Source organism: Delftia sp. PX-1 (assembly GCF_055797465.1).
Window position 1 is genome coordinate 1,037,818 of the sequence record NZ_CP184763.1, and the last position, 20,379, is coordinate 1,058,196.

At 67.7% G+C, this 20,379-nt stretch carries 17 protein-coding genes; 9 read left to right on the top strand and 8 right to left on the bottom strand.

Going from position 1 to position 20,379, the window contains the following annotated elements; genetic code table 11:
• Nucleotides 1-30 precede the first annotated feature (30 nt).
• Together ACN20X_RS04835 and ACN20X_RS04840 are read right to left on the bottom strand one after the other, a co-directional pair.
• Nucleotides 31-1,419 (bottom strand): hypothetical protein, encoded by a 1,389-nt coding sequence (locus tag ACN20X_RS04835; protein ID WP_473210332.1) that lies wholly within the window; start codon nt 1,417-1,419, stop codon nt 31-33.
• Nucleotides 1,416-2,402: an ABC transporter ATP-binding protein gene (locus ACN20X_RS04840; RefSeq protein WP_473210333.1), complete on the bottom strand. Its 987-nt coding sequence runs from the start codon at nt 2,400-2,402 to the stop codon at nt 1,416-1,418. The genes ACN20X_RS04835 and ACN20X_RS04840 overlap by 4 nt, the downstream gene beginning before the upstream one ends.
• 268 nt (nt 2,403-2,670) lie before the next feature.
• Here ACN20X_RS04840 and trxA point away from each other — a divergent pair, with 268 nt between their 5' ends.
• A complete protein-coding gene (gene trxA, locus ACN20X_RS04845; protein ID WP_473210334.1) occupies nt 2,671-3,627 on the top strand; it encodes a thioredoxin in 957 nt (318 codons plus the stop codon).
• A gap of 63 nt (nt 3,628-3,690) precedes the next feature.
• Here trxA and ACN20X_RS04850 read toward each other — a convergent pair whose 3' ends face one another.
• Nucleotides 3,691-4,497, bottom strand: a complete 807-nt coding sequence (locus tag ACN20X_RS04850) for an aminotransferase class IV family protein (protein WP_473210335.1) — start codon at nt 4,495-4,497, stop codon at nt 3,691-3,693.
• A 99-nt stretch (nt 4,498-4,596) separates the two neighbouring features.
• On the opposite strand from ACN20X_RS04850, the gene ACN20X_RS04855 reads away from it, so the two are divergent.
• The gene (locus ACN20X_RS04855) at nt 4,597-5,532 is read left to right on the top strand and encodes a LysR substrate-binding domain-containing protein (protein WP_279493567.1); all 936 of its coding nucleotides are present in this window, start codon (nt 4,597-4,599) and stop codon (nt 5,530-5,532) included.
• Nucleotides 5,533-5,541: 9 nt separating this feature from the next.
• Here ACN20X_RS04855 and ACN20X_RS04860 read toward each other — a convergent pair whose 3' ends face one another.
• The 3 genes from ACN20X_RS04860 to ACN20X_RS04870 all read right to left on the bottom strand — a co-directional run bounded on the left by ACN20X_RS04860 (nt 5,542) and on the right by ACN20X_RS04870 (nt 10,177).
• Complete coding sequence (locus tag ACN20X_RS04860; protein ID WP_473210336.1) at nt 5,542-7,557, bottom strand: J domain-containing protein; 2,016 nt, start codon at nt 7,555-7,557, stop codon at nt 5,542-5,544.
• The gene (locus tag ACN20X_RS04865; protein ID WP_016449136.1) at nt 7,500-9,200 is read right to left on the bottom strand and encodes a molecular chaperone HscC; all 1,701 of its coding nucleotides are present in this window, start codon (nt 9,198-9,200) and stop codon (nt 7,500-7,502) included. The genes ACN20X_RS04860 and ACN20X_RS04865 overlap by 58 nt, the downstream gene beginning before the upstream one ends.
• Before the next feature lie 86 nt (nt 9,201-9,286).
• Nucleotides 9,287-10,177 carry a LysR family transcriptional regulator gene (locus ACN20X_RS04870; protein ID WP_279493566.1) on the bottom strand — a complete coding sequence of 297 codons (891 nt, stop codon included), beginning with the start codon at nt 10,175-10,177 and terminating at the stop codon, nt 9,287-9,289.
• 94 nt (nt 10,178-10,271) lie between these two features.
• Here ACN20X_RS04870 and ACN20X_RS04875 point away from each other — a divergent pair, with 94 nt between their 5' ends.
• Nucleotides 10,272-11,132: a DMT family transporter gene (locus ACN20X_RS04875; protein ID WP_016452021.1), complete on the top strand. Its 861-nt coding sequence runs from the start codon at nt 10,272-10,274 to the stop codon at nt 11,130-11,132.
• Between the two features lie 29 nt (nt 11,133-11,161).
• Here the strand turns inward: ACN20X_RS04875 and ACN20X_RS04880 are convergent, their stop codons facing one another.
• Together ACN20X_RS04880 and ACN20X_RS04885 are read right to left on the bottom strand one after the other, a co-directional pair.
• On the bottom strand, nt 11,162-11,746 hold the full coding sequence (locus ACN20X_RS04880) for a DJ-1/PfpI family protein (protein WP_016449139.1): 585 nt from the start codon (nt 11,744-11,746) through the stop codon (nt 11,162-11,164).
• 142 nt (nt 11,747-11,888) lie between these two features.
• Nucleotides 11,889-12,812 carry a phosphoribosylaminoimidazolesuccinocarboxamide synthase gene (locus tag ACN20X_RS04885; RefSeq protein WP_016449140.1) on the bottom strand — a complete coding sequence of 308 codons (924 nt, stop codon included), beginning with the start codon at nt 12,810-12,812 and terminating at the stop codon, nt 11,889-11,891.
• A gap of 364 nt (nt 12,813-13,176) precedes the next feature.
• Here ACN20X_RS04885 and hpf point away from each other — a divergent pair, with 364 nt between their 5' ends.
• The 6 genes from hpf to ACN20X_RS04915 all read left to right on the top strand — a co-directional run bounded on the left by hpf (nt 13,177) and on the right by ACN20X_RS04915 (nt 20,374).
• Nucleotides 13,177-13,536, top strand: coding sequence for a ribosome hibernation-promoting factor, HPF/YfiA family (gene hpf / locus ACN20X_RS04890; RefSeq protein WP_016449141.1), 360 nt, complete (start codon nt 13,177-13,179; stop codon nt 13,534-13,536).
• Between the two features lie 155 nt (nt 13,537-13,691).
• Nucleotides 13,692-14,165, top strand: a complete 474-nt coding sequence (locus tag ACN20X_RS04895) for a PTS sugar transporter subunit IIA (RefSeq protein WP_016452020.1) — start codon at nt 13,692-13,694, stop codon at nt 14,163-14,165.
• Nucleotides 14,166-14,197: 32 nt separating this feature from the next.
• Nucleotides 14,198-15,154, top strand: a complete 957-nt coding sequence (gene hprK / locus ACN20X_RS04900) for an HPr(Ser) kinase/phosphatase (RefSeq protein ID WP_016449143.1) — start codon at nt 14,198-14,200, stop codon at nt 15,152-15,154.
• 246 nt (nt 15,155-15,400) lie between these two features.
• Nucleotides 15,401-17,578 (top strand): TonB-dependent receptor, encoded by a 2,178-nt coding sequence (locus ACN20X_RS04905; protein ID WP_046986946.1) that lies wholly within the window; start codon nt 15,401-15,403, stop codon nt 17,576-17,578.
• A 4-nt stretch (nt 17,579-17,582) separates the two neighbouring features.
• Entirely contained in the window at nt 17,583-19,349 is a 1,767-nt protein-coding gene (locus ACN20X_RS04910; RefSeq protein WP_473210337.1) for an enterochelin esterase domain-containing protein, read from the top strand.
• Nucleotides 19,350-19,402: 53 nt separating this feature from the next.
• The gene (locus ACN20X_RS04915) at nt 19,403-20,374 is read left to right on the top strand and encodes a siderophore ABC transporter substrate-binding protein (RefSeq protein WP_349305360.1); all 972 of its coding nucleotides are present in this window, start codon (nt 19,403-19,405) and stop codon (nt 20,372-20,374) included.
• Nucleotides 20,375-20,379 lie beyond the last annotated feature (5 nt).

The window sequence follows — 20,379 nt, forward strand, 5'->3', positions numbered from 1 at the left end:
AGTCCGGATCGGCCCGCATCCCCCTGCAAATCACCGCACAGCCGTGTGCTGCTCGCGCGCAAAACCCAGCACACGCTGGCGAAACACATGGGCCAGCCAGGCCAGGGCCATCGCCACCTGCACGGCCAGCGACAGCCACATGCCGCTGGTGACGGGCTTGGTCAGGCCGGCTGCCAGCGGCTGGGCCAGCATGGCGGCATCGGCCCCGGCAAGGCCAAAGGCCAGCAGCGGCAGCACGATGTTGACCAGCAGCCAGGTGACGGCGAACGCGGCCAGCGGCGACTTGATGCGCCCGGCCAGCAGGGAAAAGCCCGTGGCCAGCGCGGCATCACGCAGCAACTGCGCCGTTGCCAGTGCCGCCAACTGGGCTGTACCGGGCAGGATGGGCTGGCCGCCTGCGGGCCACAGCAGCCACAGCGCACAGGCCAGCACGGCCAGCAGCCAGCTCACAGGCCACAGCGGCAGGGCCTCGAGCGCGCCACGCCAGCGCCCCTGCAACACGCACCACTGCACCTGTCGCCAGCTGCGCAGGCCCTCGTCCATGCCGTGCAGGCAGACATAGGCCGTGCCCGCCAGCGCCAGCCCGGTGGTCCAAGCGAAGAAAGAGGCCGGGCCGGGGCCCTGCAACTGCATTGCATCGAGGTGCATGCCGCCAAAGGCCAGGCCCGCCACGCACAGGCCCAGCGGCCAGGCCCAGGGCAGGGTGCGCACATCCAGCCGCGTGCACAGCAGCCGCCACAGGGCCAGCAGGCCCAGCCCCAGCGCGATGGCGCCGAACAGGTAGATGGCGCCGCGCCCGTGCAGCGGTAAGGACCACCACAGCACAGGGCGGCCTTCCTCGCGGCCCAGCTGCTCGGTCAACCGGCCCAGGATGGGGCCGGGCAGCACCATCACGAACAGCAGCGGCACCAGCACGAAGCGGATGCGGCGCGCGGGCTGCTCCTTCGGCCCCCAGCCCATGAGCACGGAGTGCATGCTCCAGGCCTGCAGGGCCAGGCCCCACAGCGCGGCCTGCAGCACGGCGTGCACGCCCCAGGCCAGCCCGCCCGGCTGGCCTGCCGAGGTGGCCAGCACGGCCAGCGCGCACCACAGCATGTACAGCCAGGCCGGCAGCGGGGCGCCCAGCAGCTTGCCCCAGGCCATTTGCCAGGGCGTCAGGGCCGACAGGCGCTGCCAGTCCCAGGTGTGCTGGTGCGCTTCCTCGTTGAGGCCGCGCCCGGCCAGCACGCTGCCCAGGCCGGCCGCGGCGATCCACATGCCGACCAGGGCGGCGATCAGCAGCGTGTGCAAGCGGCGGTCGGGCTGGACCAGGGCCATTGGCGTGGCCAGCAGCAAGGCGGTGAGCAGCAGGCTCCAGCCCAGCTGGGACGGCCGCCAGTTGAGCCAGAGCTGGCGCTGGAATTCGGGGTTGTGCGTCATGGCTGCTCCGCAGGGGTGGGGGTTGCTGCGTTCTGCAGGCCGCGCGCATAGCGGTCCTGCAGGCGCTCGCGCATCGGGGCCAGGCTCGCCACGGGCAGGCCGGTGCCGACCAGGCGGGCCAGCAGATCGGCGCGCTCGCGCGGCAGGGTGGGCAGCCACAGCTGCAGATGCACCAGGCCCTGGTCATCGGGCGGCGGCACAGGGGTGTCGGGAAGGACCAGATGCAGCTGCCGTGCCAGCGACCCGGCCGAGGCACCCGGGGGCGGCGCCAGCTCCAGCGCGTACAGTGCCAGCGGGGCATCGTCGCCGGCGGCAGGTGCCTTGATGCCGCCGTGCAGGGCCTCGTGGCTTTCCACGCGGCCGCCGCGCAGGCTCAGGATGTGGGTGCAGTACTCGTCCAGTTCGCTGAGGATGTGGCTGGAGACGATCAGGGTCATGCCCTGGGCCTGCAGCGCACGCATCAGCCGGGACAGGCTGGCGCGTGCCTCGGGGTCCAGGCCGCTGGCCGGCTCGTCCAGCAGCAGCACGCGCGGCTGGTGGACGATGGCCTGGCCGATGGCCACGCGCTGGCGCTGGCCGCGAGACAGCTCGGTGGGCAGGCGCTCCAGCAGATCGGCCAGGCCCAGCTGCCCGGCCACGTGCGCCACGCGCTGCGGCGCCTCGGACGGGGGCACGCCCATGGACAGGGCTGCGTACTGCAGGCAGCGCCGCACGCTCAGGCGGTCATAGAGGCCGAAGAAATCCGACAGATAGCCCAGGTGCCGGTGCACTTCGCGGGGCTGCTCCTGCACGGCAATGCCATGCACCTCTACCTGGCCCGACAGCGGCTGGTCCAGCCCGGCGATGCAGCGCATCAGCGTGGATTTTCCGGCGCCGTTGGGCCCTACCAGGGCCGTGACGGTGCCTGCGGCGATATGGACGCTGACGCCGTCCAGCGCGCGGTGGCCCGGGTACTCGAACACCAGCTGCGAAACCTTGATCAAGGCGAGCCCTCCCTCATTGTGTTGATGGCAGGCCGCAATGGCGGCTCAGCGCGCCAATATAGCCCAGCGCTGCCGCGCCTCGTCCCCGGCCGGGCGGCTTGAAATGCACGCAGCCGGCTCCCAACTGGGGTGGTTGCCGTCCATGGCGCCCACGCCATGGAATTGCTGGAGAATCACACGGTCCGCATCGGAGGCATCCGGCCGCCGAACTCCGAACCGCCACAGTTCGCGCGCCCTGGCCGCGCGCCTTGCCACAGGGTCTGATCACATGATTGATGTCACCATTGAGAATTTCGAAGCCGAAGTCGTCGCCGCCTCCATGCAGGTGCCGGTGCTCGTCGACTTCTGGGCGCCCTGGTGCGGCCCGTGCAAGACGCTGGGCCCCATCCTGGAAAAGCTGGAAGTGGCCTACGAAGGCCGCTTCAAGCTGGTCAAGATCGATTCCGACCGGGAGCAGCAGTTGGCCGGCATGTTCGGCATCCGCTCCATCCCGACCTGCATCCTGATGATGGGCGGCCGGCCCGTGGACGGCTTCATGGGCGCCCAGCCCGAAGGCAAGCTGCGCGAGTTCCTGGACAAGCACCTGCCCTCCGAAGGCGAGCTGGCGGCCGAGGCCGAAGCCGACGAGGCCCATCAGCTGCTGGAAGCCGGCGACACGCAGGCCGCCCTGCAAAAGCTGGCCGATGCGCTGGCCGCCGACCCGGCCAACGACGATGCGCGCTTCGACTACGTGCGCCTGCTGATCGCCACGGGCGGCTACGAAGAGGCCGGCGCCCTGCTGACCGAGCCGCTCAAGCGCATTCCCCAGCCCACGCGCTTCGAGGCGCTCAACCAATGGCTGCAGTGCATGCTTTTCGTGCACAACGACGATCGCGGCAACTGGGAGTTTGCCCAGTTCGATGCCGTCATCGCACAGAACAAGCGCGACTTCGACACCCGCTTCGGCAAGGCCCAGGCCCTGGCCGCCGAAGGCCAGTGGGCAGCCAGCATGGACGAGCTGCTGGAAATCATCATGCGCGACAAGGAATGGAACGGCCAGGCCGCGCGCAAGCTCTATGTGGGCATCCTGGAGCTGCTCACACCCCCGAAGCCCAAGAAGCAGGACGCCATCCCCGGCAAGAGCAGCGGCGGCATCGAGCTGCTGGGCAAGGGCGCGGCCGAGCAGGACGAGGCCACGCAGCTGGTCAACGGCTACCGCCGCAAGCTCAGCATGGCGCTGAACTGAGTCCGGCCGCACGCCAGTGAAGAGACGGGGAGCCTTGCGGCTCCCTTTTTTCATGGCGAGGGCTCAGGGTGCAACCGGCTCCTCGGCCGCATGCGCGCGGTGCAGCAACTGCACGAAGCCGGGCGCATCCGGCAGATGCACATCGGCCAGGCGCCTGACCGCAATGCCGGGGGACCATGAATTCATCACCACGGCGCCGGCCATGTCGGGCAGGTCGGCCAGGGTCAGAACGGCCTCGCGCTGCGCCACGCCCATGCGCTGCAGCTGGCGGCGCAGCATGGACTCGGTCGTGCCCGGCAGCACCTGGGCGCGCGGCCAGACCACGGCATCTCCATCCCAGAAGGCCAGGTTCCAGATGGTGGCCTCGCCAATACGGCCGTGGCGATCTGCAAAGGCGGCATCGTCAACGCCCTGGGCTACGGCGCGACGCAGCAGATGCGTCTTCGCCACCTCGCCCACATGCTTGAGGTGGGGCAGCATGCGTTCATGCTCGAACAGCGCCAGGCTCAAGGGCCCGGCAGGGCCCGAGGCGGGTGCCGAGGTCCGCACCAGCATGCGCAGCCGCGCATCGGCGGCCGTGAATTCACCGGCAGGCGAGTACACCGTGGCGGTCAGCGACACATCCTGCGGGCCGTTGGCAAGCGCCGCCCGCAGCTGGGCCTGGACATGGTCATCTGACAAGGCCTGGCCGTACAGCTCCAGCGAGGCCTGGCGCAGACGCTGCAGATGCAGGTCCAGCCCGCGCAGCCGGCCGCCGCGCACCTGCATGGCCGTGAAATGGGCATGGCCTGCAAAGGCCAGGGCGGCGAGTTCGGCCGCCGTAGCGGGCTGCCCATCGATAAGGCTGGTGAAGAAAGAGGCGGTTTCCATGGATTCATCCATCAACAAATTTTCTTGATTGTTCGATGGCGGTTCCAAAAGAGGAAGCAAGTAGTATTCGATGCTCCATCAAGAAAAATTTGAAGATCCATGCGCCAGCTTCCACCGGGCACACGCGCCCTGCGCAGCTTCGAGGCCGCAGGGCGCCACCTGAACTTCACGCGTGCGGCCGACGAACTGGGACTGACCCCGGCGGCGGTCAGCCACCAGATCAAGGAGATGGAGGAACAGCTGGGCCTCGTCCTCTTCACGCGCAACAGCCGCAGCATGCAGCTCACGCCCGCAGGCAGCGTGCTGCTGGAGGCCACGGCCGAGGCGCTGGGCCTGCTGCGGCGCGCCACCGCCCGGGCGCGCCAGCTGGCCCGGGGCGAGACGCGGCTGCGCCTGTCGCTGGGCGCGCGCTTTGCCACGCAGTGGCTGCTGCTCCGGCTGCCGCGCTTTCGCGCCGCGCATCCGCAGATCGAACTGAGCTTCGACATCAGCGACGAGGTGCGCGACTTCGACGCCGATGACATCGACGCCGCCATCCGCTTCGGCACCGGCCGTGATCCGCACACCCTGGCGGTGCGCCTGTTCGACGCCAGGGTCATCCCCGTCTGCAGCCCGGCCCTGCTGCAGTCCGGCCCGCCGCTGGCCAGCCCCGCCGACCTGCTGGGCCACACGCTGTGCCACGTGGACTGCATGGTGGACGGCCAGGTCTGGCCGAACTGGCCGATGTGGATGGCAGCGGCCGGCGTGGAGGGCCTGGACGCAGGCCGCTGCATCGCATTCACCGACTCCAGCCATGTCGTGCAGGCCGTGCTGGACGGCGGCGCCGTGGGCCTGGTCGAGCAGGACCTGGTGGCCGAAGACCTGGCCCGCGGCCGCCTGGTGCGCCTGTTCGACATCGCCGTGGGCCTGGGCCCGGCCTATGCCTACCACCTGCTCTACCCCCGGCGCAGCCAGGGCCAGCCGGCCATCGAGGCCCTGCGTGCGTGGGTGCTGCAGGAGGCCGGGCTGGCAGGAGACGGGCTGCTGCCCGCCTGAGCCTGCGATTCAGGTGTTCGCAGGCTTGATCCTCTGGAACTGGAACCAGCCCTGGTTGAGAAACACGGGCAGCAGCGGCACCAGATAAAAGACGATGGCGTCCAGGAAAGGTGACCCCGCGGCCTCCTTGTGCGGCGCACCGCCAAGGAGTGCGTGGATCGCAGCGGGATCGCGCCAGTACATCCCGGCCCAGATCAGCCACAGGCCCAGCATCGCCAAGCCGAGCCAGCCGCGCCAGGCGGACTTCGGCTGGTCGGGTATCAGGGCGGTCGCTGCGTTGTCGAAGCAGAGACTGCTGAACAGGGATACAGCGGCCATGGCACAGGCCGTCAGAGGGATCTGCCACGCACGATATTCGGGGACGATGGCCACCATCGACATGCAAAGTACAGCAGCCAAGAAATGGGGGGATTGTTCCGAGCCCAGCACCATCAGCCGGTAGGGCAGTGCGATTGTGCGGCGCAGCAATGCCAGCGAGAGTACGAGTATTTCCTGCAGGCTCGAACTGCGCCGCTGCTGCTTGCGCAGAACGACCGACTGCCTGAATCCATGCCATGCCTGCTCCATGCGGTCACCGTGCAGCGTGTACGCGATGGCACAGACCAGAAACCAGGTTGCGCCGACCAGGGCTCCGGTCCAGGGCGTGCCCTTGAACCATGGCAGGGCCTGCACGGCCAGGGCGCACCACAGCAGCAGAGGCGGCAAGGCCTTGCCAGCCGGGCTGGCGGGCAGCAGCGCCAGCCAGTAGGCAACCAGCACCAGCATCACGGCCACGAAGAGCAGCGGCGTGCTGTCCACCGAGGTGAAGAGCACGGGCCACATGCGGGCCTCCCATATGCCGAAAATGGCCGTCGCCGTCACCATGAGCGCCACGGCAGTCCAGACCATCGCCAGCATCCTGTTGCGGCTGAGTCGCCCCTTCCACAGTGCCGCGTGCTGGGCGTGCTTGACGTGCAGCACCCCGCGGTAGGCGTAGCCGGCCATCACGAACGTGCCATACCCGATGAGGAGCACCGCCATGAGTCGGACCCACCAGGGCTCATGGGCATATTCGCTCCAGGACATCAGCACGGACGAGAGAAAGACCACCAGGGCAGTCCGGAAGGCGCAGCCCATTTCCATGGCGTGGTCGGCAAGTGAATGCAGCGGCGGCTTCGGGACGCCGAGCGCATAGCGCTGCCCCGGGCTGAGTTCGTTCCATAGGCGGGCAAACCGGCTGGGGGCGAGCATCGCCAGCAGGTAGATGCGCCACTTTGCAAGCTGCTGCACCAGTTGCCCGAACAGCGCGATTTGGCCGTAGTACTGCCTGAAGGCAGGATCGGGGTAGAAACGGGATTCCAGTTGGTCCAGTTGCTCCCGCAAGGCGGTGGCGCGGGCATGCCCCATCCATTGCCAGGCGCGGAAATCCGTCTCCCAGGCGAAATACTCCGACAGGGCGCGCGCAAATGCCGGCGGAAGCTCGGGCACCTCGATCACCAACTGCGCAAACCAGTTGCAGGCGTCAGGACGCTGTGACAGGGGCAGCTTGTCCAGCTCCCGCCGCAGATTGGGCCAGCCGTTCAGCAGTGCATCAGGCCCTGCCTGTTTGAGGTAGTTGAGCGTTTCGTGCGCCAGATCCCTGGGCGGGATGAAGGCGGCTTCCTGTGCCTGGGGTTCTGCTGCGTCCGTGTTGCCGGGCAGAGGTTGAGTCCCGGGGCCCGGGACCGGCTCCGACAGCGGTGCAGGCTCTTGTTCCTGCTGCGCAGACCTGGCACTGGGTACCTGCTCAACTGCAGCCATGCTCGGCATCTGCGTATCGCCTGTGGCCGGTCGCCTGGCGTGCTGCAGGGCCAGGTCATAGGCCTCGCGCAGTGATTGATAGGCGGCCGCATCGTCATCGGGCCGCGTGTGCTTGAGCCTGGATGCGTAGGCCTTCTTGATGGCCGGCAGGTCGGTCGTGGCTTCAATGCCCAGTACTTGCCAGAAGCTCATAGCACGAAGCCCTTGTCGATGCTGTCCAGGTACTTCCTGAACTCGCCGCGCCACTGGCGGATTTGCTGCTCGTCCTGGCTGTCGAGAATGGCTTCGAAACGCGCCAGCGCGTGACCTATGTCCTGTCGCGCAGGGCCCAGCCTGTCTTCGTACAGCCGCTTGGCCCGGGCGACCAGATAAGCGTTTTCCTGTTTGTCGCGCGGATGGATCTTGAGTGCGCGCAGCTTGAGCAGGGCCTCCTGGATCTGCTCGTCGCTCAGGACATGATCGCTGCGCTTGATCAGCGTGCTGGTGGTCTGGCCGGTTGCCGGAATATGCCCTTCCACTTCGAGCAGACCATTGACGTCATAGGTGAAGCGGATATTGATGCTGATCTCGCCGCGTCCCTTCGCCGGTATCTCGACCTCCAGATCGCCGAGTTTCAGGTTCTCTGTGCCAATGGGTGACTCGCCCTGGCGCACGTCGATGACGATGCGCGTCTGTCCATCCTGAACGGTGCTGTAGGTCTGGACACGCGATACCGGCACCGGCGTATTGCGTTCGATGATGGGTGAAAAGCGGTCGCTGTAATGCCGTCCATCGATATTTTCCGAACTCACGACTCCCAGCGAATAAGGCATCACATCGGTCAACACGATTTCGCTGAGTGCGGCATTGCGTGATTTGAGGCCGGCCTGAATGGCTGCGCCGTGTGCAATCGTTTCATCGGGATGGATGGTGCGCAGCGGCAGTCGGCCGAACAGGCGCGTGACCAACTGGCGGACCATGGGCATGCGGCTGGCGCCCCCGACCAGTACCACTTCATCCAGATTGGCGATGTCCAATTGCGCATCGAGCATGGCGCGTTCCAGCGGCCTGCGCAGTCGCTGCAGCAGGTCTGCGCAGCGGTTTTCATAGTCGGCACGGCTGAGCGTCAATGCATGCGGCGTCTCCTGGTAGGTAAACCGCATTTCAGTCGACTCGCTCTCGCTGAGGTCGCGTTTGGCCTGTTCAGCGGCATGCCAGAGCCCCCCGTCCGAAGACAGGGTCTCCCGCGGAACGCTGCGCAGGGCAGGCGTCTGCTCAATGAACCAATCCACCAATACCTGCGCGAAGTCCTCGCCGCCCAGGCGCGTGTCCCCGGCGCTGGCGCGCACTTCCACCACGCCTTCGAAGTACTCGAGCACGGAAACGTCAAAGGTGCCGCCGCCCAGATCGAACACCAGAAAGGTCGAGTGATCCGGCCTTTCCTGCAGGCCATAGGCGAGGCCGGCTGCCGTGGGCTCGTTGAGCAGCCGTTCCACCTTGATACCTGCCAATTGGCCAGCCGCCTGCGTGGCTTTGCGCTGCACATCGTTGAAATAGGCCGGCACGGTAATGACTGCCTCGGTCACGGGTTCGCCCAGATAGGCTTGCGCATCCGCCACCAGTGCGCCAATGACCAGCGCGCTCAACTCCTCGGCGCGCAGACGCTTGGGCCCCAGCACAACCGTGTGGTCCGTGCCCATCCAGCGTTTGAACGCCATGGCCGATTGTTGGGGATGCGTGGTAACACGTTCCCGGGCCGCCAGGCCCACCAGAATGGCACCATCGTCCGAAATGCTGATGGCCGACGGAGTCAGGAAATGGCCCAGCGAATTGGGTATGAGTTCGGTCTTGCCATCGCGATAAATGCTGATCAGGCTATTGGTGGTGCCCAGATCGATTCCAACTAGCATTGCACTCCCTCTCAATGATGTGGGGAGGCATTTTGTCCGATGTCATAGGCCCCGACTATGGGATTTCGAGGGCTGGGCTGCCGCGATCAAAGAGTGTCGGCAAATCGCATCAACCCGCGCACCACGGCCTGCACGGCCGGGTCTTGTTGCGAGGCGCTGCGGCAGGCCAGGCCCAGCGGGCGTGTCAGGGCGGGACTCAGCCCGCGCTGCTGAAGGGTGCGGCTGACGGCGTCCATGGGCTCCTCGCGTGGCAGGACGGTGGGGCCGTGGCCTGCGGCGACCAGGGCGCGTATGCCTTCGGGATAACTCATCTCCATGCGCGGCTGGGGCAGCAGGCCGGCCTGGGCAAACCATTGCGACAGCAGGCGGTGCATCTGGGTGCCGGCGGCAAAGCCTATCCAGGGCTGGACGTTGAGCCATTCGGGCGTGATCTGGTCGGGCAGCGGCATCTGCGGCGGCGCGAACAGCTCCATGGGGTCGTTGCGCCAGGCCAGGACCTCGAGCCCCGCAGCCACGGGCTGGGGCAGGCCGACCAGGGCCAGGTCCAGGCTGCCGGCCGCCAGGCGCTGCATGGCCTGGGCCGAGCTCACGACTTCCAGGCGCAGCTCCACGCTCGGTGCGTGCTCGGCCAGCCATTGCAGCAGTTCGGGCAGCAGCAGGGGGCTGACGCCGGCCGAGGCGCCTATGCGCACGCTGGCGCCAAAGCCCTCGGCACGCTTGCGCACCTGGCGCAGCAGGGATTCGCTGTCTGCCAGCAGGCGGCGTCCGCCTTCGGCCAGCAGTTCGCCCGCAGGCGTCAGCTGCGCCTGGCGCTTGCCGCGCACCAGCAGCGGTGTGTCCAGGCGCGCTTCCAGCTCCTGGATGTGCAGGCTGACGGCAGGCGGCGACAGGTGCAGGGCCTGGGCGGCGGCGGCCAGGGTACCCAGGTCGGCCACGGCCACCAGGGTCTGGAGCTGGTCGAGGTTCAGGCGTCGCATCAGGTTTCCTGAAGATAAGGTTCCGAAGATTCGACTTTATCTAATCTGGGTGCGAATCCATCATCCCGTCCCGTATCAGGAACGAGGCCATGGAATGGAATTGAGCAATGCGGTGCTGGCCGCGGCCCTGGGGGCCGCGCTGATGAATGCGGGATGGAACAGCGCCATCAAGGTGGGCGGCGACAAGATGGTCGCCATGGCGCTGACCACGGGGCTGGCCAGCCTGTGGTCGCTGCTGGTGCTGCCCTGGCTGGACTGGCGTGCGGCGGCGCTGTGGGACGCATCGGTGTGGTGGTGGCTGGCGGCCTCGGTGGCCGTGCACACCGTCTACCACTTCGTGCTGCCGCGCGCCTACCAGCATGGCGAGTTCGGCGTGGTCTACCCGGTGGCGCGGGGCAGTGCGCCGCTGTTCGTCACGCTGGGCGCGGCGCTGCTGGCCGGTGAGTGGCCGGGCGCGACCGGGCTGGCCGGCGTGCTGTGCCTGTCGCTGGGCGTGCTGGCGCTGTCGTTGCACAGCGGCGCGGCCAGCGGTTATGGCGGCAGCGGCTATGCGCTGGCCACGGGCGCCATGATTGCCTGCTACACGGTCATCGACGGGCTGGGTGCGCGCGCATCCGGTTCCGCGCTGCTCTATGCGGCCCTGCTCACGCTGGGCGATGGCCTGGCCACGGTGCTGATCGTTGCCTGGCGGCGCGGTCCTGCCGTGCTGCGCGCCGATGCACGCACCTGGCGCCTGTGCGCCCTGGCCGCCGCCATGCAGCTGAGCGCCAGCTGGATGGCGACCTGGGCGCTGTCGCAGGCGCCCATGGGGCTTGTGTCTGCACTGCGTGAAAGCAGCGTGCTGTTTGCAGGCTGGATTGCCGCCTGGCTGATGCGCGAGCGCCTGGGCCGCGTGCGCATGCTGGCCTCGGCCCTGGTGTTCGGCGGCATCGTGCTGGTGCGCTGGGGCGGTTGATCCGCCCGGCGCCAACGGCGGCTGCGTGCTCAGCCGTGGCTGATGCGCGTGCCCAGCAGGGACAGGAACTGTGCGATCCAGGCCGGATGGGCCGGCCAGGCGGGGGCGCTGACCAGGTTGCCTTCGGTGTGCGCCTGGTCCACGCCGATGTCGGCGTAGGTGCCGCCGGCCAGTTCGACCTCGGCACGGCAGGCCGGGTAGGCCGAGCAGGTGCGGCCCTTGAGCACGCCGGCGCCGGCCAGCAGCTGGGCGCCATGGCAGACGGCGGCCACGGGCTTGTTGTTGTCGAAGAAGTGGCGCACGGCGGCGCGCACGGCATCGTAGTTGCGCAGGTATTCGGGGCCGCGTCCGCCGGGGATCACCAGGGCGTCGTACTGCTCGGGCTTGATGTCGGCGAAGCTGGCGTTGAGCGTGAAGTTGTGGCCGGGCTTTTCGCTGTAGGTCTGGGCGCCCTCGAAATCATGGATGGCCGTCTTGATGTGGTCCCCCGCCTTCTTGTCGGGGCAGACCGCGTGCACCGTGTGTCCCACGGCCTGCAGGGCCTGGAACGGGACCATGGTTTCGTAGTCCTCGCAGTAGTCTCCGCAGATCATCAGAATCTTCTTGCCGGCCATGTGCTTGCTCCTTCGAAAAAAGTCAGAGGGAACAAGCATTGTGGCAGTGTCGGTGACGCCGGCGTGACCGGCTGCAGAAACGGGCCCGCGCAATGAAAAAGAGAGCCGAAGCTCTCTTTTGCGGGGACAGGCAGGCGGCAGCTCAGGCCGTCAGGCGCTGCAGCGCTTCGCGGTACTTGGCGGCCGTCTTCTCGGTCACCTCCTGGGGCAGGCGGGGCGCCGGGGCGCTCTTGTCCCAGGGCTTGCCGTTGACCTGGGCCTGCTCCAGCCAGTCGCGCACGAACTGCTTGTCGTAGCTGGGCGGGTTCTCGCCCTTGGCCAGCGCCTGGGCATAGCCTTCCACGGGCCAGTAGCGCGAGCTGTCGGGCGTGAGCACCTCGTCCATCAGCACCAGTTCGCCGTTTTCGTCCAGGCCGAATTCGAACTTGGTGTCGGCAATGATCATGCCCTTTTCGAGGGCGATGGCCGCAGCTTCCTTGTAGATGCGGATGGCTGTATCGCGGATCTGGGAGGCCAGCTTCTCGCCGACCATCTCCACCGTGCGCTCGTAGGTGATGTTCTCGTCATGGTCGCCCATCTCGGCCTTGGCGGCCGGCGTGTAGATGGGCTCGGGCAGCTTGGCGGCGTTGGTCAGGCCTTCGGGCAGGGGAACGCCGCAGACCGAGCGCGATTCCTGGTATTCCTTCCACCCGCTGCCGGCCAGGTAGCCGCGCACCACGGCCTCGATCAGCACGGGCTTGAGGCGCTTGACCAGCATGGAGCGGCCCGTGACCTGGGGCACTTCGGCGGGCGTGACCACGGATTCGGGCGCTTCGCCGGTCAGGTGGTTGGGGCAGATGTGGCCGAGCTTGTCGAACCAGAACAGCGCCATCTGCGTCAGCAGCTCGCCCTTGCCGGGGATGGGCTCGCCCATGATCACGTCAAAGGCCGAGAGGCGGTCCGAGGCCACCATCAGGATGCGGTCATCGCCCACGGCATAGTTGTCGCGCACCTTGCCGCGCGCGAGCAGCGGCAGCGAGGCAATGTTGGAAGTGTGCAGGGCGGAGGGACGGGACTGGGTGGTCATGTGAGGCAAGGGGCAATCTGGCAAAGAGGCTGCAGGGGCCGGAGGGCTGCAAGCGGCACGCGCAGGAGCGCGATTCTACCCAACGGCGCCTCACGGTGACGGACGGCCTGTGGCCACCCCCACCCCAGGGGCGCAGCCTGGCAAACCCGCCGATTGTGCGCCCAATCGCATGGCGCGCAAAACCCGCCTCCAAGGCCCTGCACCGTCCTGCGCTATCGGCTTGCGGCGTTGCTTTTGACCCGACCCGGGCGCATAGTGGATTCGCAAGCAAACGAATGCGCATTCCGGCCTGCAAGCACCTGTCCCGGCGGATCGTCCCCCGGTGGACCGGGCTGTTTCCATCCAGAGCAAGGAGTGTTTAGATATGAATCTGACGATTAGTGGGCATCACCTGGAGGTCACTCCCTCGCTGCGCAGTTACGTCATGGCCAAGCTCGAACGCATTCTTCGACACTTTGACCAGGTGGTGGATGTCAAGGTCTTGCTGACCGTTCATAACCAGAAGGAGAAGGAAAAGCGCCAACGTGCCGGTTGCACGCTGCGCGTCAAGGGCCAGGATCTCTTTGTCGAAACCTCTCACTTCGACCTTTATGCCGCCGTTGACGCGCTGGCTGACAAGCTGGACCGCCTCGTGGTGCGCTACAAGACCCGCCAGCAGGGCAGCCGCTACGGCACGGCCAAGCGGCTCGATGATGCTGGACTGACCCTGGCGTCAGTCGGGTGACAGGTAAGGCGCCGGCCCTGTGCGGGCGCTTACAATACCTGCGTTTTTGTGGCTGATGTGCCACGCACGACCACCGCCCTTCGGGGCGGTTTTTGATGGGGGTCAGGGTTTCCCCACGGTTTCCGGCACTGCGGTGCATAATTGTTTCCCGAACCATGAACCGTCTTGCCTCCATCCTGCCCGCCGCTCAAGTGCTCGTGAGCGTCGACGTCACCAGCAAAAAGCGCGCTTTCGAAGAAGCAGGTCTGCTATTCGAGAGCCTGCATGGCCTGTCCCGCGCACTCATCACCGACAGCCTCTTCGCGCGTGAACGCCTGGGCTCGACGGGGCTGGGCCATGGCGTGGCCATTCCCCACGGTCGCATCAAGGGGCTGACCGCTCCGATGGCAGCCGTGTTCCAGCTGGACCATCCCATTGGCTTCGATGCGCCCGATGAGCAGCCCGTAGGCCTGCTGATCTTTTTGCTGGTGCCCGAAGCGGCGACGCAAAAGCATCTGGAAATCCTTTCTGAAATCGCCGAACTGCTCAGCGACAGCCAGCTGCGCGAGCGGCTGAAGTCCTGCGGCGATGCGGCCCGGCTGCATGGAATGATTGCCGGCTGGCAGTCTTCCGCCGCTCCGCTGGTCTAGACTTTCGTCTTCCCCTTTTCACGGGCCTTGCCATGAGACCCAGTGCCATCAGCGCCGACGTCCTTTTCGAGGAGTTCCGCTCCAGCCTGCGCTGGGAGTGGGTGGCGGGCCTGGGGGCCTCGGAGCGCCGTTTCGACGAGATGGCCGTGCGCTCGGCGCGCTCGGGCGCCGATCTCGTCGGCTACCTGAACTACATCCATCCCTACCGGCTGCAGGTGCTGGGCGAGCGTGAGATCGCCTATCTGACCAACGCCACGCCGCAGGACTGCCAGCGCCGCGTGGCACGCATCGTCACGCTGGAGCCGCCCGTGCTGGTGCTGGCCGATGGCCAGACGGCGCCCGAGGCGCTGCTGTCCATGTGCGAGCGCGCCCACATTCCCATGTTCGCCACGCGCGAGCAGTCGGCCTTCGTGATCGATGTGCTGCGCGCCTACCTGGCCAAGCATTTCGCCGACCGCACGACCATGCATGGCGTGTTCATGGACATCCTGGGCATGGGCGTGCTGATCACGGGCGAGTCGGGCCTGGGCAAGAGCGAGCTGGGGCTGGAGCTGGTGACGCGCGGCAACGGCCTGGTGGCCGACGATGCCGTGGACCTGTACCGCATCAACCAGACCACGATCGAGGGCAAGTGCCCCGAGCTGCTGCAGAACCTGCTGGAGGTGCGCGGCATCGGCCTGCTCGATATCCGCGCCATCTTTGGCGAGACGGCCGTGCGCCGCAAGATGCGTCTCAAGCTCATCGTGCATCTGGTGCGCAAGGAAACCATGGAGCGCGAATACGAGCGGCTGCCAGCCGAGCCGCTGACGCAGGACGTGCTCGGCGTGCCCGTGCGCAAGGTGGTGATCCAGGTGGTGGCGGGCCGCAACATCGCCGTGCTGGTGGAGGCGGCCGTGCGCAATGCCATCTTGCAGCTGCGCGGCATCGACACCTACCAGGAATTCGTGCAGCGCCACCGCCGCGCCATGGAACGCGGCGACACCTTCTAGCGGTCTGCGCCGTCGTGGCGTCCGGCTGCCTGTTGCCGGCGGCCTGTTGCCTGGCCCCCACTGTTTTCCCCGGGATTGTTTGCGGACCGTGCGCCCATGTTTGCGCGCGGTGCGTTGTCGTTGTTTTCTCAAATAAGAATAATTCTCATTTTCTATAATTCGGGCAGATGCCGTATCCGGCCTGTGTCCCGACGGGCTGCGGGCCTGGATGCGGCGCATTTTCTTCCGCCTTGAAAGCCCTCCCGGATGTCCTCTCGTTCCCGCACCGGCCTGCCGCGCGCAGGCGCTGTCAGCCCCTTCGCCCCCGTTTCACCGTTCCACGGCCTGGGCACCATCGCCCGTGTCTGCGCCATGGTTGCCGCTGCCGCTTTGCCCGCCGCCTCCTGGGCGGCCGACGCCGAACTGGGCGAGATCACGGTGCGCAGCACCACCGATCCCCAGGCACTGCCCACCGTGGCGCCGGGCGGCCAGGTGGCCAAGGGCGCGGGCCTGGGCGTGCTGGGCCAGCGCGATGTGATGGATACGCCGTTCAACATCACCTCCTACACGGCCGAAGGCATTGCCGACCAGCACGCGACCACGCTGATGTCGGTGCTGGAAAACGACCCCTCCGTGCGCTTCACCACCAACACCGGCCACGCCTACGAGAACTTCACCATCCGCGGCCTGGGTGTGAATGCCTCGGAACTGGGCTTCAACGGCCTGTACGGCCTGGCGCCCGATGGCCATGTGCCCACCGAGATGATCGAGCGCGTGGAAGTGCTCAAGGGCCCGGGTGCGCTGCTGAGCGGCATGACGCCGGGCGGCGCCGTGGGCGGCACCATCAACCTGGTGACCAAGCGTCCGCTGGCCCGGGACCTCACGCGCGTGACCACCATGTTCAGCAGCTCCTCGCAGCTGGGCCTGCAGGCCGATGTGTCGCGCCGCTTCGGCCCGGAACGCCGCCTGGGCATACGCATCAACGGCAGCACCTCGGGCGGCGATACCGAGATCGACGGCCAGAACCGCCGCCATGGCCTGGGCGCACTGGCGCTCGACTACCAGGGCGACGGTTTCACGCTGGGCCTGGATGCCTACAGCTACCGCTCCAACATCCGTGACGGCAGCCCGATGATGGTCAGCATGCAGAACCTCAAGCAGGTGATTGCAGCGCCCGACGCCAAGACCAATCTCTTCCCGGGCATACGTGCCCAGCAGCAAAGCGATGCGCTGATGCTGCGCGGCTCGGTGGACCTGGGGGCGGACTGGACGCTGTTCGGCTCGGTGGGCAGCGGCAAGCATTCCTATGACGGCATGCTCAACGGCACGCGCGTGGTGCTGCGCGCCCAGGGCGACGGCTCGGCCGTGGGCCAGACCTACAACCAGTACGGCTACACCGACAGCATGGCGGCCGAGTTCGGCGTGCGCGGGCGCCTGCGCACGGGTAGCGTGAACCATCTGCTGGTCGCCTCCGTGAACTGGATGAACCAGAAGGGCGGCCGCGCGGCCGTGGCCACCAGCGCCAGCTACATCACCAACATCTACGACCCTGCGCCCATCACGCTGGCCGGCCCCTACGGCGCCATCAAGCAGGAGCGCGACGACGTGCTCAGCAGCCTGGCCCTGGCCGACACGCTGAGCTGGGGTGGCGACACCGTACAGCTCACCGTGGGCGCGCGCCTGCAGCGCGTGAACCAGAAGATGGCGCGCTATGACGAACATGCCATCTCGCCCGCGCTGGGCCTGGTGGTCAAGCCCTGGGGCGATGCGGTCTCGCTGTACGCCAACCATGTGCAGGGCCTGAGCGCGGGCTCCATCGTCGGCGCCACCTACGCCAATGCCGGCGAAGTGTTCGCGCCCTACAAGACCAAGCAGTTCGAGATCGGCGCCAAGTGGCGCACGGGTGATTTCACGCAGACGGTCTCGCTGTTCCAGATCGAGCGGCCTTCGTCCGTGGTGGAGGCCGCGACCAACCGCCTGCTGATGGATGGCGAGCAGCGCAACCGGGGCCTGGAGTGGAATGTGTTCGGCGAGCCGCTGCGCGGCACGCGCGTGCTGGGCGGCCTGGCCTATACGCAGGCCATCCAGAGCAAGACCCAGGGCGGCGCGCGCGACGGCTACGGCGTCTACGGCGTGCCGCGCTGGACGGCCAACCTGGGCGGCGAGTGGGATGTGCCCGCGCTGCCGGGCGCCACGCTCACCGGCCGCCTGATCTACACGGGCGCGCAATGGGTGAATTCGGCCAACACGCTGAAGATGCCCAGCTGGACCCGCGTGGACGTGGGCGCACGCTATGCCACCCGCATCGCGGCCAAACCCGTCACCTTCCGCGCCACGGTGGAGAACCTGTTCGACAAGTCCTACTGGGCCGGCAGTTTCAACGACAACTTCGCCACCACGGGCGGCCCGCGCACGGTGCGTGTCTCGGCCACGGTGGACTTCTGACGCCATGGCGCAAGCTGCACGACAAGGCCTGTGCGTGGCCGCCTCGCTGCTGTGCCTGCTGGGCGCAGCCGTCCATGCCGCTGAAGACATGACGGCAACCGCATCGCGGCAGGCCCTGGCCGCACGGTCGGGCACGCTGGCGCCGGGCCAGGCGGCCACAGGGGTTCTGGCTGCCGGTGGGCGCGAGTCCTGGCGCGTCGATCTGCCCGCCGGCCATGTGGTCCAGGGTGAATTCGAGGGGCAGGGCGTGGCCCTGGACCTGGAGGATGTCCAGGGCCGGCACCTGCGCCGCCTGGCCAGGCCTGATGGCGGCGCCCAGTCGCTGATGTGGGTCACGGAGGGAGCCGGACGGCAGCGGCTGGTGGCCAGGCGTGTGGCCCTGGCTGACCCCGGTTCCGGCGGTGAGGCGCAAGAAGCGGGGCGCTTCGCGCTGCGGCTGACCTCCAGCCTGGCGCCTGCCGGCAACAAGGCCTCGGCCACCTCCGAGCCTCCGGCACTGCAAAGCCCGCGGCTGCGGGCTCTGGCGCAGGCAATCCAGCGCGGCGCGGGTGCTGGTGTGGCTGCCGACGCCTTCTGGCGGCGCGTGCAGGAGGAAGGAACACCCATGGTCGAGCCCCTGTCCGAGGGGCACTCCCTGGTCACCTTCCTGTGGCGCGGCCAGCCGCGTGCGGGCATGCAGGGCGTGCGCCTGTTCGGCAGCCCGGCCGGCAACCATGATCCGCTGCAGCATCTGCCCGGCAGCGATGTCTGGTGGGCCAGCTTCCGCATGGCGGACAACGCCAGGCTCAGCTACCGGCTGGCGCCCGATGTGCCGCTGATCGAAGGCTCGGCCATGGAGCAGCGCCGCGCCCTGCTGGCCACGGCGCAGCGCGATCCGCTCAATCCCAAGACCTTCCCGCAGCCGCCCGAGGGCGGCTTCATCGATGTCTTCCAGGGCGCCTCCGTGCTGGAGCTGCCCAAGGCCCCACCCCAGCCCTGGACGGCGCCGCGCGCGGGCGTGGCGCAAGGACAACTGGTGCAGCACCGCCTGCGAAGCCGCGTGCTGGGCAACAGCCGCGATGTCTGGACCTACCTTCCCGCAGGCGGCCAGGCGCCCGAGGCGCTGCTGGTGCTGTTCGACGGCAATGCCTATGCAAAGCAGGTGTCCACGCCCACCCTCATCGACAACCTCATGGCCGACGGCCTGATCCCGCCCACGGCCGTGGTCCTGGTGGACAACGCCAGCCCGCAGGCACGCGGCAGGGAATTGCCGCCCAACACCGCCTTCGCGCGCTTTCTGGATGAGGAGCTGATGCCCTGGGTGGGGGAGCAGGGCCTGGGCCAGCCTGCGGCGCGCACGGTGATCGGCGGCTCCAGCTTCGGCGGCCTGGCCTCGGCCTATGCGGGCCTGGTCAATGCGCGCTGGTTCGGCAATGTGCTGAGCATGTCGGGATCGTTCTGGTGGTCGCCGGCCGGCGAGGTGCCGGGCTGGGTGCAGCGCCGCTATGCCCAGGAGCCGCGCCAGCCCGTGCGTTTCTATCTGGATGCAGGCCGCTACGAGCGTGCACGCGGCGGGCAGGACGGCATCCTGGAAACCAACCGCCACCTGGCCGACGTGCTGCGCGCCAAGGGCTACGAGGTCACGCAGGCCGAGCATGAAACCAGCCATGACTACCTGCAATGGCAGGGATCGCTGGCCTGCGGCCTGGTGGCCCTGCTCAACCCCGGGCGCTTTGCCCAGGGCCTGCCGGCCTGCGAGCGCATGCCGGACAGCACGCCCGCACTTCCCTGAGGCCGCCAAGGCCAATGTTTGAACTTCCTGGCGATACAGCAATCATTGAAAGAATGAACACCTTGAATGCAAATCATTCCCGGCGCCACATCCTGGCGACGATGGGCCAGGGCGCGGGCATGCTGGTCACGCTGCCTCTGGCACTGTCCATGGCCCATGCACAGACGGCAGCGGTCGGCAAGACCGTGACCGTGCCGCACGCCAAGGGCGAGGTCCAGGTGCCCTTCAAGCCCGTGCGCGTGCTGGTGTTCGAGCTGGCGGCGCTGGACACGCTGCAGGCGCTGGGCGGCGAGGTGCGTGGCGTGCCCGAGTTCAAGATGCCGCCGCTGCTGGCCCGCTATGCCGATGCCAGGTATGCGCGCATCGGCAGCCTGTTCGAGCCCGACTACGAGGCCGTCAAGGCGCTGTCGCCCGACCTCATCATCGTGGGCGGCCGCTCCGAGGCCAAGTACAAGGAGCTGTCGCGCTTCGCCCCCGTGCTGGACCTGAGCGTCAGCGACCAGCACCAGATGGCCGATATCTACCGCAACATCCGCACGCTGGGCGCCGTCTACGGCCTGCAGGACAAGGCCGAGGCCGAGGTCCGGGCCGTGGAGCAGGCCATCGCCGCGCTGCATGGCAAGGCGCAGAACGCGGGCAAGGGGCTGGTGCTGCTGACCTCGGGCGGCAAGCTCAGCGCCTACGGTCCGGGCTCGCGCTTCGGCATGCTGCACGATGTGTTCGGCGTGAAGCCGGCCATCGACAACCTGACGGTGGCGCGCCATGGGCAGGTGGTCTCCTTCGAGTTCCTGCTCAAGACCAATCCCGACTGGCTGTTCGTCATCGACCGCGACGTGGCCATCGGCCAGGATGGCAAGACCGCCCAGCAACTGCTGGACAACCCGCTGGTGCGCGCCACCAAGGCCTGGCGCGGCAAGCAGGTGGTCTATCTGAACGCAGCCAACTGGTACACCCTGTCCAACGCCGGGCCGGGCGCGCTGAAGGCCAATATCCAGCAACTGTCGGATGCCTTTGCCCGCACATGACGCCA

Coding starts and splice junctions, on each gene's coding strand:
- ACN20X_RS04850 (WP_473210335.1), bottom strand. CDS start 4,497: ATGGAAACCGCCTCTTTCTTCACCAGCCTTATCGATGGGCAGCCCGCT.
- ACN20X_RS04895 (WP_016452020.1), top strand. CDS start 13,692: ATGAACCGTCTTGCCTCCATCCTGCCCGCCGCTCAAGTGCTCGTGAGC.
- ACN20X_RS04910 (WP_473210337.1), top strand. CDS start 17,583: ATGGCGCAAGCTGCACGACAAGGCCTGTGCGTGGCCGCCTCGCTGCTG.
- ACN20X_RS04855 (WP_279493567.1), top strand. CDS start 4,597: ATGCGCCAGCTTCCACCGGGCACACGCGCCCTGCGCAGCTTCGAGGCC.
- ACN20X_RS04835 (WP_473210332.1), bottom strand. CDS start 1,419: ATGACGCACAACCCCGAATTCCAGCGCCAGCTCTGGCTCAACTGGCGG.
- ACN20X_RS04905 (WP_046986946.1), top strand. CDS start 15,401: ATGTCCTCTCGTTCCCGCACCGGCCTGCCGCGCGCAGGCGCTGTCAGC.
- ACN20X_RS04865 (WP_016449136.1), bottom strand. CDS start 9,200: ATGCTAGTTGGAATCGATCTGGGCACCACCAATAGCCTGATCAGCATT.
- ACN20X_RS04880 (WP_016449139.1), bottom strand. CDS start 11,746: ATGGCCGGCAAGAAGATTCTGATGATCTGCGGAGACTACTGCGAGGAC.
- ACN20X_RS04885 (WP_016449140.1), bottom strand. CDS start 12,812: ATGACCACCCAGTCCCGTCCCTCCGCCCTGCACACTTCCAACATTGCC.
- ACN20X_RS04875 (WP_016452021.1), top strand. CDS start 10,272: ATGGAATTGAGCAATGCGGTGCTGGCCGCGGCCCTGGGGGCCGCGCTG.
- ACN20X_RS04870 (WP_279493566.1), bottom strand. CDS start 10,177: ATGCGACGCCTGAACCTCGACCAGCTCCAGACCCTGGTGGCCGTGGCC.
- hprK (WP_016449143.1), top strand. CDS start 14,198: ATGAGACCCAGTGCCATCAGCGCCGACGTCCTTTTCGAGGAGTTCCGC.
- ACN20X_RS04915 (WP_349305360.1), top strand. CDS start 19,403: ATGAACACCTTGAATGCAAATCATTCCCGGCGCCACATCCTGGCGACG.
- hpf (WP_016449141.1), top strand. CDS start 13,177: ATGAATCTGACGATTAGTGGGCATCACCTGGAGGTCACTCCCTCGCTG.
- trxA (WP_473210334.1), top strand. CDS start 2,671: ATGATTGATGTCACCATTGAGAATTTCGAAGCCGAAGTCGTCGCCGCC.